General features: G+C 68.4%; 17 protein-coding genes. 11 read left to right on the forward strand and 6 right to left on the reverse strand.

Annotation, left to right across the window (positions count from 1 at the left end):
* The first annotated feature begins 202 nt into the window (after window positions 1-202).
* The 7 genes from hpnA to ACO1BU_RS26380 are packed head-to-tail and all read left to right on the forward strand — an operon-like array spanning window position 203 to window position 8,035.
* Window positions 203-1,222: a hopanoid-associated sugar epimerase gene (gene hpnA / locus ACO1BU_RS26350; protein ID WP_424138948.1), complete on the forward strand. Its 1,020-nt coding sequence runs from the start codon at window positions 203-205 to the stop codon at window positions 1,220-1,222.
* On the forward strand, window positions 1,219-2,373 hold the full coding sequence (locus ACO1BU_RS26355; protein ID WP_424138949.1) for a glycosyltransferase: 1,155 nt from the start codon (window positions 1,219-1,221) through the stop codon (window positions 2,371-2,373). The genes hpnA and ACO1BU_RS26355 overlap by 4 nt, the downstream gene beginning before the upstream one ends.
* A complete protein-coding gene (gene hpnC, locus ACO1BU_RS26360) occupies window positions 2,370-3,257 on the forward strand; it encodes a squalene synthase HpnC (RefSeq protein WP_424138950.1) in 888 nt (295 codons plus the stop codon). The genes ACO1BU_RS26355 and hpnC overlap by 4 nt, the downstream gene beginning before the upstream one ends.
* Window positions 3,254-4,105 (forward strand): presqualene diphosphate synthase HpnD, encoded by an 852-nt coding sequence (gene hpnD, locus ACO1BU_RS26365; RefSeq protein WP_424138951.1) that lies wholly within the window; start codon window positions 3,254-3,256, stop codon window positions 4,103-4,105. The genes hpnC and hpnD overlap by 4 nt, the downstream gene beginning before the upstream one ends.
* A complete protein-coding gene (gene hpnE, locus ACO1BU_RS26370) occupies window positions 4,102-5,376 on the forward strand; it encodes a hydroxysqualene dehydroxylase HpnE (protein ID WP_424138952.1) in 1,275 nt (424 codons plus the stop codon). Before hpnD ends, hpnE begins: the two co-directional genes overlap by 4 nt.
* The gene (gene shc / locus ACO1BU_RS26375; protein WP_424138953.1) at window positions 5,373-7,340 is read left to right on the forward strand and encodes a squalene--hopene cyclase; all 1,968 of its coding nucleotides are present in this window, start codon (window positions 5,373-5,375) and stop codon (window positions 7,338-7,340) included. Before hpnE ends, shc begins: the two co-directional genes overlap by 4 nt.
* Complete coding sequence (locus tag ACO1BU_RS26380) at window positions 7,337-8,035, forward strand: phosphorylase family protein (RefSeq protein ID WP_424138954.1); 699 nt, start codon at window positions 7,337-7,339, stop codon at window positions 8,033-8,035. Before shc ends, ACO1BU_RS26380 begins: the two co-directional genes overlap by 4 nt.
* On the opposite strand, the gene hpnH is transcribed toward ACO1BU_RS26380, so the two are convergent.
* Entirely contained in the window at window positions 7,964-9,160 is a 1,197-nt protein-coding gene (gene hpnH / locus ACO1BU_RS26385; RefSeq protein WP_424138955.1) for an adenosyl-hopene transferase HpnH, read from the reverse strand. The genes ACO1BU_RS26380 and hpnH overlap by 72 nt on opposite strands.
* A 12-nt stretch (window positions 9,161-9,172) precedes the next feature.
* Window positions 9,173-10,129 (reverse strand): 4-hydroxy-3-methylbut-2-enyl diphosphate reductase, encoded by a 957-nt coding sequence (ispH, locus tag ACO1BU_RS26390; RefSeq protein ID WP_424138956.1) that lies wholly within the window; start codon window positions 10,127-10,129, stop codon window positions 9,173-9,175.
* 392 nt (window positions 10,130-10,521) lie between these two features.
* Between ispH and ACO1BU_RS26395 the strand changes: the two genes are divergently transcribed.
* Window positions 10,522-11,454, forward strand: a complete 933-nt coding sequence (locus ACO1BU_RS26395) for a ferritin-like domain-containing protein (protein ID WP_424138957.1) — start codon at window positions 10,522-10,524, stop codon at window positions 11,452-11,454.
* A gap of 13 nt (window positions 11,455-11,467) precedes the next feature.
* The gene (locus tag ACO1BU_RS26400) at window positions 11,468-12,058 is read left to right on the forward strand and encodes a CDP-alcohol phosphatidyltransferase family protein (protein WP_424138958.1); all 591 of its coding nucleotides are present in this window, start codon (window positions 11,468-11,470) and stop codon (window positions 12,056-12,058) included.
* Window positions 12,059-12,067: 9 nt separating this feature from the next.
* On the opposite strand, the gene ACO1BU_RS26405 is transcribed toward ACO1BU_RS26400, so the two are convergent.
* From ACO1BU_RS26405 to aepX, 4 genes are read right to left on the reverse strand one after another with little or no spacing between them, the layout of a single operon-like run.
* Entirely contained in the window at window positions 12,068-13,162 is a 1,095-nt protein-coding gene (locus ACO1BU_RS26405) for a 2-aminoethylphosphonate--pyruvate transaminase (RefSeq protein WP_424138959.1), read from the reverse strand.
* Window positions 13,163-13,190: 28 nt separating this feature from the next.
* The gene (locus tag ACO1BU_RS26410; RefSeq protein ID WP_424138960.1) at window positions 13,191-14,165 is read right to left on the reverse strand and encodes a lysylphosphatidylglycerol synthase domain-containing protein; all 975 of its coding nucleotides are present in this window, start codon (window positions 14,163-14,165) and stop codon (window positions 13,191-13,193) included.
* A complete protein-coding gene (gene aepY / locus ACO1BU_RS26415; RefSeq protein WP_424138961.1) occupies window positions 14,162-15,322 on the reverse strand; it encodes a phosphonopyruvate decarboxylase in 1,161 nt (386 codons plus the stop codon). The genes ACO1BU_RS26410 and aepY overlap by 4 nt, the downstream gene beginning before the upstream one ends.
* A gap of 9 nt (window positions 15,323-15,331) precedes the next feature.
* Window positions 15,332-16,897 carry a phosphoenolpyruvate mutase gene (gene aepX, locus ACO1BU_RS26420; protein ID WP_424138962.1) on the reverse strand — a complete coding sequence of 522 codons (1,566 nt, stop codon included), beginning with the start codon at window positions 16,895-16,897 and terminating at the stop codon, window positions 15,332-15,334.
* On the opposite strand from aepX, the gene ACO1BU_RS26425 reads away from it, so the two are divergent.
* Entirely contained in the window at window positions 16,887-17,051 is a 165-nt protein-coding gene (locus tag ACO1BU_RS26425; protein WP_424138963.1) for a hypothetical protein, read from the forward strand. The genes aepX and ACO1BU_RS26425 overlap by 11 nt on opposite strands.
* Before the next feature lie 66 nt (window positions 17,052-17,117).
* Window positions 17,118-17,876 (forward strand): phosphocholine cytidylyltransferase family protein, encoded by a 759-nt coding sequence (locus ACO1BU_RS26430; protein ID WP_424138964.1) that lies wholly within the window; start codon window positions 17,118-17,120, stop codon window positions 17,874-17,876.
* Window positions 17,877-18,076: the final 200 nt, after the last annotated feature.

The following is an 18,076-nucleotide window of genomic DNA, read 5'->3' on the forward strand; positions in this document are numbered from 1 at the left end:
TGCCGATGCGTCGTAGCCGGCAGGGGAAACACAACCAGCCCTTCCCGCCTTGGGGCCCAGCCATGAGGCCCAGATGCCGTCGCGCAGGCTGGCCGAAGGGCGGCCGGCCGATGTAGAGGCTTCCTGTGGACCAGAACCCGGCATCCCTTCCCCCCGGCGATACGGCGTCCCGAGCGCCAGGCCCAAGCCGGAAGGCGTCACGATGAGCGGGCCGGCACTGCGGGCCGGAGACCCTGTCCTGGTCACCGGCGGGTCCGGCTTTCTCGGCTCAGCGGTCATGCGTGCCCTGATCGCCCGCGGGCTGCGCGTACGCGCCCTGGTCCGCCCCACCAGCCCGCGCGGCAATCTGGCGGCGCTGGACTGCGAGCCGGTGGAGGGCGACCTTACCGACCCCGCCTCCCTGAAGGCGGCCCTGGCGGGCGTTCGTTACCTTTTCCACGTCGCGGCGGATTACCGGCTCTGGGCACCCGATCCCCAGGTGATCCTGCGGGTCAATGTGGATGGCACGCGGTCCCTGATGCAGGCGGCCATGGCGGCCGGGGTGGAGCGGGTCGTCTACACCAGCAGCGTCGCGGCCCTGAAGGTCGCCGGCGCCACGGGGCCGGTGGACGAGACGGCGCCGCTGGATCCGGCGGAGGCCATCGGCACCTACAAGCGCAGCAAGACCCTGGCCGAGCGCGTGGTCGAGGAGATGGTGGCGCGCGATGGCCTTCCGGCCGTGATCGTGAACCCCTCCACCCCCATAGGCCCGCGTGACATCCGGCCGACGCCCACGGGCCGCATCATCCTGGATGGCGCCCGCGGCAAGATCCCGGCCTTCGTCGATACCGGGCTGAACTTTGCCCATGTGGATGACATCGCCGAGGGTCATCTCCTAGCCTTCGAGCGCGGGCGGATCGGAGAACGCTACATCCTCGGTGGAGAGAACCTGTCCCTGGAGGCTTTCCTGGCGGAGGTGGCTCGCCAGACTGGCCGGCCCGCACCGCGGGTGAAGCTGCCGCGCGCGCCGCTCTTCCCCCTGGCCTGGGGAGCTGAGGCGGTGGCCCGGGTCACGGGCAAGGAACCGTTGCTGACCGCGGATGCGCTGCGCATGTCGCGCTACATGATGTTCTTCACCTCGGCCAAGGCGGAGCGGGAGCTGGGCTATCGCGCCCGGCCCTGGCAGGAGGGGGTGGCCGATGCCCTCGCCTGGTTCCGGGAGAATGGTTACCTCCCGCGATGATGCTGATCCTCGCCCTTTTGCCGGTCGTGATCTGGCTGGTCCTGCTGCTGGCGCATGGCGGCTTCTGGCTGGCGCGGGAGCGAGATGACCGCGACACGCCTCCTGCCCCGGCGCGCTGGCCCAGCGTGGTGGCCGTGGTGCCCGCCCGCAACGAGGCTGATGTGATCGCGCAATCCATCGGCAGCCTGCTGCGCCAGGACTACCCCGGCGATTTCCGCGTCGTGCTGATGGATGACGGCAGCGATGACGGAACGGCCGCCGTCGCGCACCGGGCGGCCGAGGATGCCGGCCAGGTATCGCGGCTGGAGATCCGGACCGGCATGCCACTGGCAGCCGGATGGACCGGGAAGCTCTGGGCGCTGCACCAGGGCGTGCAGCACGCAACAGCCGCTTCCGCACCGGATTACATCCTCCTGACCGACGCCGATATCGGCCACGCCTCCGGCAATCTCCGCGCCCTGGTCGCGCGGGCGGAGGCGGGGCGCTACGCCATGGTTTCCCTCATGGCTGAGCTCTCCTGCGCCACCGCCGCGGAGCGCTTCCTGATCCCGGCCTTCGTCTTCTTCTTCCAGATGCTCTACCCCTTCGGCTGGGTGAACCGCGCCGGGCACAGGATGGCGGCCGCCGCAGGCGGCTGCGTGCTGGCCCGCCGGGAAGCGCTGGAGCGCGCGGGCGGCATCGCCTCCATCCGCACGGAGATCATCGATGACTGCGCCCTGGGCCGCCGGCTGAAGACCCAGGGGCCGATCTGGCTCGGCCTGACCCGGCGGGCTAAGAGCCTGCGGCCTTATGGGGGGGTGGGGGAGATCGGCCGGATGGTGTCACGTTCCGCCTATGCTCAGCTTGGATATTCGCCGCTGCTGCTGGCGGGCTGCGTGGCGGGAATGGTGCTGACCTATCTCCTGCCGCCGGCCCTGGCGCTGTTCGGCAGCGGCTGGGTACAGGCCTCCGGGATCGCCGCCTGGCTGATGATGGCCCTCGCCTTCCAGCCGATGCTGCGCTTCTACCGGGTCTCGCCGCTCTGGGGTCTCGCCCTGCCCGTGATCGGCGCGGCCTACACGGTCTTCACCATCCAGTCCGCGCTCGATGTCTGGCGCGGACGGGGCGGCATGTGGAAGGGACGCGCCCAGGCCATGGCAGGCGAAGCATGACGGAAGCCGCCGACCTCGCCTCGGGCAAGGGGCACCGGGATGAGAATTTCCCAGTCGCCTCCAGGCTCGTCCGGCCGGAACTGCGCCCGGCCATCATGGCCTTCTATCGCTTCGCCCGGACAGCCGACGACGTGGCCGACCACGCCACGGCGGCACCAGAGGACAAGCTGCGGCAACTCGACCGCATGGAGGCGGGGTTGCGCGGTGAGCGGGGCGCAAATCCAGAGGGCGAGGCTCTCCGCACGGTGCTCCAGGCCCGCGGCGTGACCGACCAGCACGCGCTGGACCTGCTGGAAGCCTTCCGCCGCGACGTGACAAAGCTTCGCTATGCCGACTGGGCGGAGCTCATGGATTACTGCCGCTACTCCGCCTCCCCCGTCGGCCGCTTCGTGCTGGATGTGCACGGGGAGCCACGCTCGCTCTGGCCGCTGAACGACGCGCTGTGCAGCGCCTTGCAGGTCATCAACCACCTGCAGGACTGCGCGAAGGATTTCCGCGCTCTGAACCGGGTCTATCTGCCCCTCGATATGCTGGCGGCACAGGGAACCGGGCCGGAGGCACTGGGCACCGGACGGGCCTCGCCTGCCCTGCTGGCGGTGATCGCGGACCTCGCCCGGCGCACGGCCACGCTGCTTCAGGAATCGCGCCCCTTCGCCGCGGGCATCGCGGATCGGCGGCTGGCGATGGAGGTGGGCGTGATCCAGGCGCTGGCGGAGGACCTCACCACAGGTCTGACGCGCCGCGATCCGCTGTCGGAGCGCGTTCATCATCGCCCCATCGAGGCGCTCGGCCTCGCCCTGCGCGGAGGGCTGGGCGTTCTGGCCGGCCGCCTTGGACGGCGCCTCGGCGGCGGAAAGGTTGGACTGCGCGGAGTGCAGGGATGAACGTGCAGACCCGCCCCGCGCCCGATCTGGCCGCCCTCAAGGCCAAGGTCACCGGCAGCTCCTTCTACATCGCCATGCGGCTGATGCCGCCGGCGGAGCGCGCGGCGATGTTCGCCATCTACGCCTTCTGCCGGCTGGTGGACGACATCGCCGATGATGGCACACGCCCACGCCCGGTGCGGGCGGTGGAGCTCGATCAATGGCGCGCCGACTTGGCCTCTCTCTATGAAGGCCGTCCTGCCGGCCGCGCCGCTTTCCTCGAAAACGCCGTGCAGGGCTTCGGCCTGCGCCAGGAGGATTTCCTGGCCGTGATCGACGGCATGGCCATGGATGTCGAAGCGGATATCCGGGCGCCGGATGCCGACACGCTGGACCTCTACTGCGATCGTGTGGCGAGCGCGGTCGGCCGCCTTTCCACCCGCGTCTTCGGCATGGAGGACGGCCCTGGCCTGGAGCTGGCGCATTCCCTGGGCCGTGCGCTGCAGTTGACGAATATCCTGCGGGACCTGGACGAGGACGCGGAGATCGACCGTCTCTACCTGCCCCGCGAACTGCTGGCGGAAGCCGGAATCACCACGATCGACCCGAAGGCCGTGGTCGCGGATGCCCGGGTGGACCAGGTCTGCCGCCGCATCGCGCAACAGGCCCTGGCGCATTTCGCGGATGCGGATCGCGTGATGCGCGCCCGCCCCCGCGGCCGGCTGCTCGCACCGCGGCTGATGGGCGCAGTATATCGCGAGATTCTGGAACGGACGCTCGCCCAGGGCTGGGCACCACCACGTCGCCGCGTGCGGATCGGCAAGCCGCGCCTGCTCTGGATCGTGGCGCGGCACGGGCTGTTGGGATGACCGGCACGGTTCACGTTGTCGGCGCCGGTCTCGCAGGGCTATCGGCGGCCGTAGCCCTGGCGGGCCGGGGCATCCGGGTCGCGCTCTCCGATGCCGCGAAGCAGGCTGGCGGACGCTGCCGGTCCTACCATGACGCCCAGCTCGACATGGTGATCGACAACGGCAATCACCTTGTCCTCTCCGGCAATCCGGCGGTCGGGCGCTACCTGCGCGCCATCGGGGCAGAGGACCGGCTGGCCGGCCCGCCCCATGCCGCTTTCCCCTTCTTCGACCTGCGGAGCGGCGAGGGCTGGACCATCCGGCCCAATGACGGGCCGGTGCCCTGGTGGGTCATGGATTCCGGCCGCCGCGTGCCGGGCACCCATGCGCGGGACTATTGGGCGCTCGCCACCCTGCTGCTGCGCCATCCCGGGCGACGGATCGATCAGGTGATGGCCTGCCACGGCCCGCTCTGGGACCGGCTGCTGCGGCCCCTGCTCGTCTCCATCCTCAACACCGCACCCGAGGAGGGCTCGGCCGATCTCGCGGGCGCGGTTGTGCGGGAAAGCCTGGCCAAGGGTGGCGCCGCGAGCCGCCCGCGTATCGCGACACCAACTCTCGCTGCCGCCTTCGTGGAGCCGGCGCTGAACCATCTGCGGGCCAAGGGCGCAGAGATTGCGCTGGGCCGGCGCCTCCGCGGCCTGACCCTGCAGGGCGGCCGGGTGACGGCCCTGGCCTTTGCCGAGGACGCCGTGCCTCTGGGGCCCGATGATGCGCTGGTGCTGGCCGTCCCCCCATGGGTCGCGCAGGATCTTCTACCCGGACTGACGGCACCGGACGCGTTCCGTCCCATCGTCAACGCGCATTTCCGCATGGCGCCGCCCGCAGGCACAGCGCCGATGGTCGGGCTGATCGGCGGCACGGCGGAATGGGTCTTCGCCTTCCCGGACCGGTTCTCCGTCACGATCAGCGCCGCCGACCACCTGATGGATCTGGACCCGGACAGCCTGGCGGAACGGCTGTGGCACGATATCGCCACCGTCCACCGACTGTCCGCCCCCCTACCGCCCTGCCGTATCGTGAAGGAGAAGCGCGCCACCTTCGCGGCCACGCCCGAGCAGGAATCCCGGCGCCCCCCGGCGCGCACCCGCTGGTCCAACCTCTTCCTCGCGGGCGATTGGACCGATACGAAACTGCCCGCAACCATCGAAGGGGCCCTTCGCTCCGGCGAGGCGGCCGCGGCGCTTGCCCACTCGGCAAGCCGACCTGTTTCTGAGACTGTGCCGACATGAATGATGTGCCAAGCGACCTCTGCATTACGCAGAACGAGGCCGGGCTGGAGGAGATCGAGGCAAGCCTTCACCGTGCCGCCGAAGCCTTGAAGCGCCAGCAGCGCCCGGATGGCCATTGGGTCTTCGAACTGGAGGCCGATGCGACCATTCCCGCCGAATACGTGCTGCTGCGCCAGCATCTGGGCGAGCCGGACGACCTGGAGCTGGAGCGCAAGATCGGCGCCTATCTCCGCCGCATCCAAGGCGAGCATGGTGGCTGGCCGCTCTTCCACGGCGGCGCCTTCGACATCAGCGCGTCGGTGAAGGCCTATTTCTGCCTGAAGATGATCGGCGACAGCCCGGACGCGCCGCATATGGTGAAGGCGCGCGCGGCCATCCTGGCGCATGGCGGCGCGGCGCGGGCGAATGTGTTCACGCGCATCCTGCTGGCCATGTATGGCGAGATCTCCTGGCGCCGCGTGCCCACCATTCCCGTGGAGATGGTGCTGCTGCCGCGCTGGTTTCCCGTGCATATCGGGAAGATGTCCTACTGGGCGCGCACGGTGCTGGTGCCGCTGCTCGTGCTGCAGGCGAAGCGCGTGCGGGCGCGCAACCCGCGCGGCGTGCGCATCCAGGAGCTGTTCGCGGCCGGGCGCCCGCCGAAGCAGCGCGCCCTGACGCATCAGCAGCGCGGCTGGGCGATGTTCTTCAACGGGCTGGACGGCGGGCTGAAGGTGGCCGAGCCCTTCTGGCCGCGCCCCCTGCGCCAGAAGGCCATCGAGCGCTGCGTGCAATTCGTTACCGAGCGCCTGAATGGCGAGGACGGGCTGGGCGCGATCTACCCGGCCATGGCGAATGCCGTGATGATGTACGACGCGCTGGGCTATCCGGAGGATCATCCGGACCGCGCGATCGCCCGCCGCTCAATCGAGAAGCTGCTCGTGATCCGCGAGGACGAGGCCTATTGCCAGCCCTGCGTCTCGCCGGTCTGGGACACGGCCCTGACCGCGCATGCGATGATGGAGGTGGGCGGCGAGTACGCGGCCACCGTCGCCCCTGCGCTGGAATGGCTGAAGCCCTTGCAGGAGCTGGAGGTGCGCGGCGACTGGGCGGAGCAGCGCCCGCATGTGCGCCCGGGCGGCTGGGCCTTCCAGTACCGCAACGCCTATTACCCAGACCTGGACGACACAGCCGTCGTGGTCATGGCGATGGACCGCGCGCGGCACCAGTACGGCCTGGGTAACGGCTATGACGAGGCCATCGCGCGCGGTGCGGAATGGACGGTTGGACTACAGAGCGCCAATGGCGGCTGGGGCGCCTTTGACGCCGACAACGTCCATCACTACCTCAACAACATTCCCTTTGCCGATCATGGCGCACTGCTCGATCCGCCGACAGCCGATGTGAGCGCGCGCTGCGTGAGCATGCTGGCGCAGCTCGGCGAAAGCCTGGACAGCCCGCGGATGCGCGCCGCGATCGGCTATCTGGAGCGCGAGCAGGAAGCGGATGGAAGCTGGTTCGGCCGCTGGGGCGTCAACTACATCTACGGCACCTGGTCGGCGCTCTGCGCCCTGAATGCCGCGGGCTTCGACAACACGGCGCCGAGCGTCCGCCGCGCGGCGGACTGGCTGATCAGCATCCAGAACCCCGATGGTGGCTGGGGCGAGGATTGCGAGAGCTACAAGCTGGACTACCAGGGCTATGAGCCCGCGCCCTCCACCGCATCACAGACGGCCTGGGCCCTGTTGGGGCTGATGGCGGCCGGCGAGGTGGATCATCCGGCCGTGGCGCGCGGCATTGCCTATCTTCGCGATACCCAGGACGAAGAAGGGCTTTGGCAGCAAGACGCCTATACGGGCGGCGGTTTTCCGCGCGTCTTCTACCTCCGCTATCACGGCTATCCGAAGTTCTTCCCGCTCTGGGCCATGGCACGCTACCGCAACCTCCGCAGCGGCAACGCTACGCGGCCGGTCCACGGGATGTGACACCCGGCGCGGCACCCGCGCCGGTCCTTGTCGCCACCGGGCTGCAAAGGGAGCAGCGCATCCTCGCCAGCCCAGGCCTGGAGGTGGTCGCGGGTGGCGGAGATCATGCAAGGCTGGAGGCTGCGCTCGACCGGCTGGCGCCCGGGGCGTGCGGGATCATCAGCACCGGCATCGCCGGCGCGCTGGCGCCTGGCCTGCGGCCGGGCGACTGGGTGGTGGCATCCTCGGTGCTCGATGGCGAGTCGCCGGTTCCGACGAATACCGCCTGGACAGCGCGGCTGGCGGCCGGTCTCGCCGCCCGTCAGGGCGCCATTCTCGGCATGGACGAGATGGTGGCGGAGGCCGCCGGGAAGGCCGCGCTGCACCGGAACACCGGCGCGCTATCGGTTGACATGGAATCCCACATCGCCGCCCGCATTGCCCGGCGGCACGGCCTGCCCTTCGCCGCCGCGCGGGTGATCTCCGACGCCGCGGACCGGAGCCTGCCGCCCGCCGCGCGGGTCGGGATGCGGCCGGACGGAGGAATGGATCTTCCGTCCGTGCTGCTCTCCCTGCTGGCCCACCCGCTCCAGCTTCCCGCCCTGATCCGGACGGGGCTGGAGGCGGAACGGGCCTTTCACGCCCTACTCCGCGGCCACCGTCGGCTGGGGCCCGGCATCCTTTTTGGCGCCGTGGTTGATCTCGATCCGGCGTGATGCCTTCGGATTCGCCTCGCGAATCTCTGCGAGCTTCTTCTCCACATGGCCGGAGAAGACGTACTGGGCCGGCCGTTGGTTATCGAGCGGGATGTCCTTGGCCATCGGCCCCTCGGTCCGCACACCGCGCAGCGTCACGGCCAGCGCCTTCACGGGGTTGGTCACCATGTGCTTCACAGCCGAGGCCTCGAAGCCGGAATGGACCATGCAGTCCGCGCATTTCTCGTAATTGCCGACGCCGTACTTGTCCCACTCCGTGTCTTCCATCAGCTCCTTGAAGGTCTTCGCATAGCCTTCGCCGAGGAGGTAGCAGGGCTTCTGCCAGCCAAACACGGTGCGCGTCGGGTTGCCCCAGGGCGTGCAGTGATAGGCCTCGTTCCCCGCCAGGAAGTTCAGGAACATCCGGGACTGGGTGAAGGGCCAGGCCTTTCCGCCGCGCCCGCGCGCGAGGATGCCGCGGAACAGCTCCTTCGTCTTGGTGCGGTTCAGGAAGTGCTGCTGGTCCGGCGCGCGCTCATAGGCATAGCCGGGGGAGACGGTGATGCCGTTCAGGCCCAGCGCTGTCATCTCGTCGAAGAAGCGCGCCGTCTGCTCGGGGTCGGCATCGTTGAACAGCGTGCAGTTGATGCTGACCTGGAAGCCCTTGGACTTCGCCAGCTTGATAGCCTCGACCGCCTTCTCATACACGCCGTCCTGGCAGACGGACTTGTCGTGCATCGCCTGGTTTCCATCCAGGTGGATGGACCAGGTGAAGGCCGGGTCGGGCTTGTAGTCGTCGATCTTCTTCGCGAGCAGCAGCGCGTTGGTGCAGAGGATGACGAACTTCTTGCGGGCCAGATAGCCGCGCACGATCTCCGGCATGTCCTTGTGCAACAGCGGCTCGCCGCCCGCGATCGAGACGACGGGGGCGCCGCATTCGTCGATCGCCTCCATGCACTGCTCAACGGAGAGGCGCTGGTTCAGGATCTCATTCGGGTAGTCGATCTTTCCGCAACCTGCGCAGGCCAGGTTGCAGCGGAAGAGCGGTTCGAGCATCAGAACGAGCGGATAGCGCTTCCGCCCGGATAGATGCTGCTTGACCAGATAGGTCCCGATACGGGCGGCCTGCAGCAGGGGAATTCCCAAGGCTGCGCTCCTCTATTCGGCTGGGTGGACGAGCGTCGCAGGCGACGGCGTCCGCAATTCATTGGGTAGGCGGAACTCGATATTTTCCTGGATGCCGGGCATGGGCGCAACCTCGAGGTTCCCATGCCGACGCAGGGCTTCCATGACGTCCAGGACGAGCTCCTCAGGAGCCGAGGCGCCGGCGGTCAGCCCGACCGTCTCCACCCCGGCCAGCCAGCTCGGGTCGAGCTCGCTGCCATCGGCAATGAGGTAGCTCGGCAGGCCCTGTTCAAGCCCGATCTCCCGCAGGCGGTTGGAGTTGGAGCTGTTGCGGCTGCCGACCACCAGCAGCAGGTCCACCACGGCGCAGAGATCCCGCACGGCCGCCTGGCGATGCTGGGTGGCGTAGCAAATGTCGGAAACCTCCGGCCCCTCCAGGTCGGTGAACCGGGCCTCCAGGGCCGCGATCACGCCCCTCGTGTCGTCAACGCTTAATGTGGTCTGGGTCACATAGGCGACAGGGGCGTCCGCCGGAATGTCCAGGTGCGCCACATCCTCGGCGGAGGAGACGAGGTGCACGGGGGCATCGATCTGCCCGATCGTGCCCTCCACCTCCGGGTGGCCGGCATGGCCGACCAGGATCAGCCTCCGTCCCCGGGCCGCGTAACGCTTGCCCTGGGTATGGACCTTCGCGACCAGCGGGCAAGTCGCGTCCAGCACCGGCAGGCCGCGGGCCGCGGCCTCGTCGATCACCGATTGGGCGACGCCATGGGCGCTGAAGATCGTGACCGCGCCGTCCGGGATTTCCGAGAGTTCCTCCACGAAGATGGCGCCCTTGGCCTTCAGCTTCTCGACCACATGGCGGTTATGCACGATCTCGTGGCGCACATAGACGGGGGAACCGAACTTCTCCAGGGAACGCTCGACAATTTCGATCGCCCGGACGACACCCGCGCAGAAGCCCCGGGGCTGGGCCAGAAGGACCCTCATGCAGGCCTAAACTCCATGTTCTCGCGCCGGCCCTCGGCGCCCGGTGCCGGGCGGGACTGGGCGGGCGCGCCAGCCGACCAGAGGGAGGGGTCCGGCCAGGGAGAAGGACGGGGGAACCAAGCGGGCGAAAGGCTGAAAGCCGGTCCGGCTATCGAATCTCCGCATCCGGGATTCCTCCTTTCATCCAATGGTAAGGCGAATGACGCATTTTGACATGGCGTTCCCCGATGATGGCCGGCGAGCGCGGCATTCCGGCCACAGTCGCGCGGGCAGTCCTGTGTCGGGCGGGTGACGGGGCAGCGGAGTCCGGCCGGGTTGCTCTTTCCGGTGGGCACGTCATTAATCCGGCCCCGGCGATGAACCCGCCGGCCAGTTCATCGAGGTTCCCGATAATGTCCTCCAGTACGGCCGAGACCCCGCAGTTCGACAGTTCCAAGGTCGCCGCCGCCGATCACACCGCACGCCACTGGACCTTCGACAAGCCCGGCCCCGTGCGGATCGGCAGCCGGGACCACATGGTCATGTTCGCGCGGATGCTGCTGGAAACCCACAATCCCTACAAGCCGCGGGTGCTGGACTGGCCTAAGCTGGACCCGGAAGCCCATGCGCGCCTGACCAGCCTGCCCATCTGGGACATCGCGGTGCAGACGGAGGGCCGGGCCTCGCTCCGCGTCTATGACTATGCCCGCACCGTCAAGGATCCGCTTCTGCATGAGGCGCTGGTCATGGATGGCGATGAGGAGGCGCGGCACAAGAAGGTGCTGTCCAACCTCGTCGAGGCCTATGGCGTGGTTCTGGAGCCGGAGCCGGAATATACGGGCTTCAAGGATGTGGAATGGGGCTGGATGCGCACCGGCTATAGCGAGTGCATCGACAGCTTCTTCGCCTTCGGCCTGTTCGAAGCCGCGCGCCGCTCCGGCTTCTTCCCGCCGGACCTCGTGGACACCTTCGAGCCCGTGATCCAGGAGGAGAGCCGCCACATCCTCTTCTTCCAGAACTGGGCAGCCTGGGCGCGCAAGCAGCAGCCCTGGTGGCGCAAGCCCTATTTCCTGGCCAAGACCGCCGCGGTCTGGGCCGTGCTGATCTGGGACCGGCTGGTGCTGGCGCGCGACCTCGGTGGCTCCTCGAAGCAGACGAATTTCACGGCGTCGTCCGATTCCATCGGGATCAGCATGAGTGCCGCGGAGCTGATCGACATCTGCCTGGCCGAGAACGACCGGCGCCTGGCCGGCTACGACCCCCGGCTGGTGCGCCCGACCACCGTGCCCTTCTTCATCCGTATCGCCCGCCGCTTCATGCGGACGCCGCGGCCCGCCGCCGCCTGAACCGAGACCTGCCTTGAGCGCCAACACCGTCATCCACCGCATCGTCCGGCCGGCCGTGCGGGCCATCGCGCCGACCGGCGTCACCCCCAACCAGATCACCACGGTCCGGCTGATCAGCGGTATCGCGGCGGCGGTGGCCCTCGGCGCCGATGCCGGAACCTGGCAGGCAATCGGCGGCGCCATCTTCCTGCTGTCCATGCTGCTGGACCGGGCGGATGGCGAGCTGGCCCGGCAGACCGGCCAGTCCAGCCCCGCCGGGCACCGCTATGACCTGGCCAGCGACTGCTTTTCCAACATCATTGCCTTCATCGGCATCGGTATCGGGCAGATGGCCAATCTGGGCCTGCTTGGCCCATTGCTGGGCGTGGTGGCCGGCGGCGCGGTCGGGACGCTCTTCTGGCAGCTCCACATCCTGCAGATCGGCAATCTGCGTGGCTATGAGATGGCCCGCGGCGTCCTGATCGACCCGGATGACCTCCTGGTCCTTGTCCCCGTGCTGATCTGGATCGGCGCCGCGGTCCCGATGCTCTGGGCGGCCGCCGTGATCACGCCGCTCGCGGCCCTCTGGCTCGGGCTGACGGGGGCGCGGCGGGCGCGGGCCTGACAGGCGGGCTCAGGCCGCTTCCAGCGTCCTGAGCGTCGCACCCACGGCTTCCAGCAGCCGCTCGAAATCGCGCCGGTCAAGCGCGCCGATGCAGCCGATGCGGAAGGTCTCGGCCTGGGTCAGCTTGCCCGGGTAGATCAGGAAGCCCTGCTCGGCCAGCGCGTCATAGAAGGGGCGGAAGGCCAGGCCGGCGGGCAGATGGAAGGTGGCAATAATCGGCGCCTGCACGGCCTCGTCCAGGAACAGCGAGAAGCCCAGGCGGCGCATCCCGGCCCAGAGCGCGTCGAAGTTATCCTGGTATCGGCGGAGGCGAGCGGCCGGCCCGCCCTCTGCCTCCAGTAGACGCAGCGCCTCGACCAGGGCAGCGACCACCTGCACAGGCGGGGTGAAGCGCCACTGGCCGTCCTTCTCGAAGCCTTTCCACTGGGCGTGCAGGTCGAAGCTGAGAGAAGGGCTGTTTCCGGCCGCCTTCTCCAGGGCCTCGGGCCGGATCAGCGCGAAGCCGATGCCAGGCACGCCCTCCAGCCCTTTATTGGACGAGGCAAGAACCGCCGTGACGGGAATAGCGCGGAGGTCGATCCCGATGGCGCCGAAGCTGCTCATCGCGTCCAGCAGGAAGGCGCGCCCGGCCTCGGCCACCACGGCGGCGACCTGCTTCAACGGGTTCAGGATGCCCGTGGTCGTCTCGCAATGAACCAGGGCGACATGGGTGATGGAAGAGTCGGCGCGCAGCGCCTCCGCCACCTTCGCCGGGTCCACGGGCTGGTCCTCCGGCCAGCGCAGGGCCTCGACGGCACGGCCCATACGCCTGGCGATGGTGACCATCCGGTCGCCATAGGCGCCGTTGATCAGGACCAGCAGCTTATCGGTGGGGCCGACCAGGGTGGCGATCGCGGCCTCGACGATGAAGGTGCCTGAACCCTGGAGGGGGACGGCCACATGGGTTCCCTCCCCATCCACGACGCCCAGCAGGCGCTGCCGCAGCTCGGCGGTCAGCGCGATAAAGGCGGGATCTCGCGAGCCCCAGTCCCGCATCATGGCGCGGCGGGTCTCGATGGCCGTGGTCAGGGGGCCGGGGGTCAGAAGGATCGGGCTGTCGGTCATGTCGGGCTCCCCACCCCAGGATGATGGCTCAGGCCGCCGCGGTACGGCGCGCGGCGACGCTCCAGCGCCAGGCAATCACGCCCGGCACACCCAGGATGATGTCGCGAATTCGCCGGATCAGCACCAGGGCTATGGCCCGGTCGGGCGGAATGCCGAACAGGGCGCAGATCAGCACATAGCCGCCTTCCTGCACGCCCAGCGCGCCGGGGATGAAGAAGCCTGCGCTGCGCACGGCCTGTCCCAGGCTCTCGATCACCAGCGCCTCGCCTAACCCGGCCTCCACGCCCAGGGCCTGGAGCGCGGCCCAGGTCTCCAGCACGCCGATCAGCCAGGACGCGAAGTGCCAGAGGCCGCTATGCCAGAGACGGCCGGGTTGGCGGTAGAGTCGCACCACCGTCTCATGCAGCCCGGAAAGCTCGCCGAGCGAGGTCCAGCCGACCTTCGCGGCAAGGCCGGGCAGCATGCGCTCGACCAGCTTGAACAGGCCCCAGCGCTGGGCGGCGATAAAAGATCCGGTCAGGGCCGCCCCGAGGATCGTGCCAACCACGGCCCAGTGCGTGGCTGAAGCTCCCGCCTCATGCGGAAGGAGGAGGAGCACGGCGAGGCCCAGTAGGGAGAAGACGATCTGCGAGGCCATCTCCGTGCCGAGATCGGCGGCGAGGCTCGCAATCACCGTCACCTTGGCAACACCGCGGCGAACGAGAAGCTGGGCCCGGATCAACTCCCCCATGGCCTGCACGATCGGCAGCAGTGCGTTGGTAGAGACGCGGACCCAGCGCAGAAAGGTCAGGCCCAGGGGTCCCGGGCGGTGCGGGTCGTCGATTACCGGGCCCCAGGCGAGGCCGGATGCAACGATCTGCGCGACATTGAGGACGATGACCGCCGCCATCCACCACCCTGTGTCCAGCAGCAGATGCAGGATCTGACCGGGATCATGGGCGGCGACGAGCGCGACGGCGATGGCCAGCCCGACAGCCAGGCTGACCGCAGTGGTCCAGATCACGCCGATATGGGCTCCTTGACCGGCCGGGCCAGGAAGTCCCGGAAGCGGCGGGCGACATCGGCGGGTTTGACCGTCGGGCGGCCGAGCTTGGCCATGGAGCCAGGCGCAATACGCAAGTGGATCATGGCCGGGCCACCGGTGGCGAGGGCCGCCCGGAAGGCGCTTTCGAACCCGTCCAGGCTCTCAGCGGAGGCGGCGTAGCGGTAGCCGCAGGCCAGGGCGATGGCGGCGAAATCCACGGAGGCGGAGACGGTCGCCTGCCCACCGGTGGAGTCGTGAACGCCATTGTCCAGCAGAACATGCACAAGGTTCGCGGGCGCATAAGCGCCGACGGTGGCGAAGGTGCCGAGCTTCATCAGCGCCGCGCCGTCGCCATCCAGCACCACCACGGGGCGCTGGCTGTTCAGCGCCACGCCGAGACCCATGCCGCTGGCCCCGCCCATGGAACCGACCTGGTAGAGGTGCTGAGGCCGGTCGGCGAGAGTAAAGAGCTCGCGCCCGCACTTGCCCGTGGTGGCGATGACCCCGGCCTCATCCGGCACGATGGCCAGGAAGCGCTCCAGCACCGCGGCGCGGCTGGGGCGCGGGCCATCACCCGGAAAATGGGCGCGCTGCCCCGGCGCCGGCAGGGCGCGGGGTGCCTGGTCCAGCGGCGTGTCGGCCACGTCGTCCTTCTTGACGACGAAGGCATAGGGCAGGCCTGTTGCCTCCATCCGCTCCACGGCATGGCTCAGCGCCGGGGCCAGCGCCTGCCTTGCCTGAGGGAACGGGGCCTGTTCCAGCCGCATCAGCGAGATCAAGTCCTGGGTGATCTGTCCCATGATCTCGTGCTGCGGCTCGTCCGGGATACCGGGCTCGCCGCGCCAGGTCGTCAGGAACAGGGTCGGGATGCGGAAAGGGTGGTTCAGGGAGGTGAGCGGGTTCACCGCATTCCCCAGCCCCGAGTTCTGGCACATCACGACGGTCTGCCGCCCCGCGAGCCAGGCGCCGGAGGCGATCGCCACCGCCTCCCCCTCGCTCGCCGCACCGACATAGGCCAGCGAGGGCGAGGAGAGCACGCCGTTGATCAGCGGCGTCAGAAAGCTACAGGGCACGCCCGTGTAGAAGTCGAAGCCGGCGCGGCCGGCCTCGGTGATAAAGTCATCCGCCGTGATCATGGTTCTGATTTAGGTGAAGTTGCGCGCTTCTGCGAGGTCCGTGAGCGTGTCCACATCCAGCCAATGGCCGGTAAAGTACTTCACGCGCACCGGGTGCTTCGCGGCGAGGCGGGTGAGGAGTGTCGGCATATCCGCTGTCTCCAGCACACCCTCCGCCTCCATTGCCGCGATCTCCTCGCGCAGCCACTCCGCGCCACGGGCGGTGAAGCGGACGAGACCCATCCACTCGCCGCTCACCTCAGCGGCGGGGATGTCACTCGCCGCGCGCAGGAGATGGGCGGGGCGGTCATCGAGGTAGTCGCCGGAAAAGCCGTGGTCGGCGGTGACGAGGTCGCGCTTGCCGGGATGCGGATGGGAGGCGGCCAGCGTATCCACCGCCACCACCACATCCGCGCTGCTGGTCAGCAGGCTGTCCAGGATGTAGCGGCGGAACAGCACATCGCCATAGGCGATGACGGTTTCGCCACGGATCAGGTCGCGCGCGCAGGCCAGCGACGCGGCCTCACCGCTGGCAGCGAAGCGGTCATTGTCCACCATGCGCACGCCCTGCATGGCCACAGCTTCCTTATGGGCGCCGCGCACCACGGTCACGTCGCGCACGCCGCTCTCCCGCAGCGTGCCGACCAGGCGCTGCAGCAGCGATTGGCCGCGGATATCGACCATGCATTTCGGCTGGCCCTGGGTATGGCCGCCCAGCTCGCCGCCGGATGCCGCCAATATGATGGCGCCGGCAGCGGGCTTGGCCGGAAGATAGCGCTTCTCCGCCTCTTCCAGCTCCGCATTGCCCATCAGGCGGAAGATGTCCTTCACCGTTGCGACGCTGCCCTCCACGCGGACGAGGGACTCGTCCTCATGGATGCGGGCCGCCGTTTCGCGCATGGCAGCCATCGAGGAACGCAGCAGGTGGTTCGCCCAGATGATGGTGGAGATGCCGGCCTGACGGTACAGATCCGTCGGAGTCGAGTAATACATGGTCGGCACGATCACGACCGGCGCACGGTTGCCCCAGCGCTCGGCGAAGGCGAAGATTTCGTCCGCCGTCGACTTCTTGGAATGGATCAGGATCGCATCGGCGCCGGCCTGGTGATAGGCCTCGGCGCGGCGCAGCGCCTCCTCCATGCTGTGGCCGGAGATCAGCGCCTCGACTCGCGCGACGAGGACGAAATCATCGTCGGTCTGGCTGTCCTTGCCTGCCTTGATACGCCCGCAGAACTCGTCAACATCGGCCAGAGGCTGCGCCTCGCCGAGGAAGGAGTTGGTCTTCGGGAAAAGCTTGTCCTCGATGCAGACGCCGGCGATGCCGCGCTCGCAAAGCTTCCGGACGAAACGGCGGACATTGTTGAAGTTGCCGTGGCCGGTGTCGCCATCCACCAGGATCGGCAGGGTGGTGGCATCCGCCATGTATTCCAGGACGTCCAGCACCTGGGTCCAGGACGCCTCATTGCTGTCACGCAATCCAAGTGCGGCGGAAGTGGTCAGGCCCGAGGCCCAGATGCCGCGGAAGCCCGCCTCTTCGACAATCTTGGCGGAAAGGCCGTCATGCGCCTCCATCAGGAAGGAGAGCGTGGGTGACATGATCTCGCGCCGCAATGCAGCAAAGCGTGTTTCCCCGGACGCAGAGCCGGATTTTCCGGGCCGCGAGGCCGATACACTGGCGTTGCTCAAGGCAGTTCCTTCCATGCCGGACAGGTTCCGGACAGGGCAAGTTCAGGACATAGAGGGCAACTGAACTTGCCAGACCCAGGCAGTCATCTTAACGTCATGGAACCTGGAGACCAATATCAGGATTTCCTTCTTGCCTTCTGATGAAACCCCTTCGTCCGCGATCATCCTGGCGGCAGGGGTGGGGCGGCGGCTCGGCGCAACGGATCCACATCCGAAAATCCTGCTGGAATTCGGCGGACAGACCCTTCTCGCGCGGCATTTGGCGGCGCTCGCCCGCAACGGCGTGGAGTCGGTGAGCATCACCGTCGGCTTCATGCGCGAGATGATCGAGGACGAGGTCGAACGGCTCGGCTGGTCCAACCGGGTGCGCTTCATCGAGAACCCCCGTTATCGCGAGGGCAGCCTTGTGTCCCTTGCAGTGCAGGCGGAGCGCCTGCGCGCGGGCCGGCCGGTGCTGCTGATGGATGGTGACGTGCTCTACGACCATCGCATGATCAGGCCGCTGATCGACGCGCCGGGCGAGAACATCCTGCTGCTGGACCGCGACATCGAGCCGGGCGATGAGCCCGTGAAGATCTGCATCAAGGACGATCAGATCGTCGATTTCCGGAAGAAGCCGGAACATGCCCATGACTGGCACGGCGAGTCCGTCGGCTTCTTTCGCTTCTCCGGCGCCATGGCCGCCGCGCTGGCCGACTGTTGCGTGGCCCATGTGAATGCGGGCCGGACGAATCTAGAGTATGAGGAAGCCATCCGCGATCTGATCCTGGCGCATCCCGCCCGGTTCAACGCCGTGGAGGTGACCGCCCTGCCCTGGATCGAGATCGATTTCGAGGCGGATGTCGTGAAGGCCAGGCACGACGTCCTGCCGCAGTTGCAACCCACATGATCCGGTGCGGCACGGCCGTCCGGCGGGCCCAGTGCCCAGCCGTCGATGCCCATGCCGCCGTACGGATGTTCCGAGGAAACCGTCATGAGCTCCGTGCCTGAGACGCCGTTGCTGGACCGGGTTCGCGTGCCTGCGGACCTGCGGAATTTCTCGCCGGAGCAGTTGCGGCAGCTGGCGGATGAGTTACGGGCCGAGACGGT

The organism is Roseomonas chloroacetimidivorans (genome assembly GCF_049629625.1).
In the GTDB taxonomy this organism is placed as follows: domain Bacteria; phylum Pseudomonadota; class Alphaproteobacteria; order Acetobacterales; family Acetobacteraceae; genus Roseomonas; species Roseomonas chloroacetimidivorans.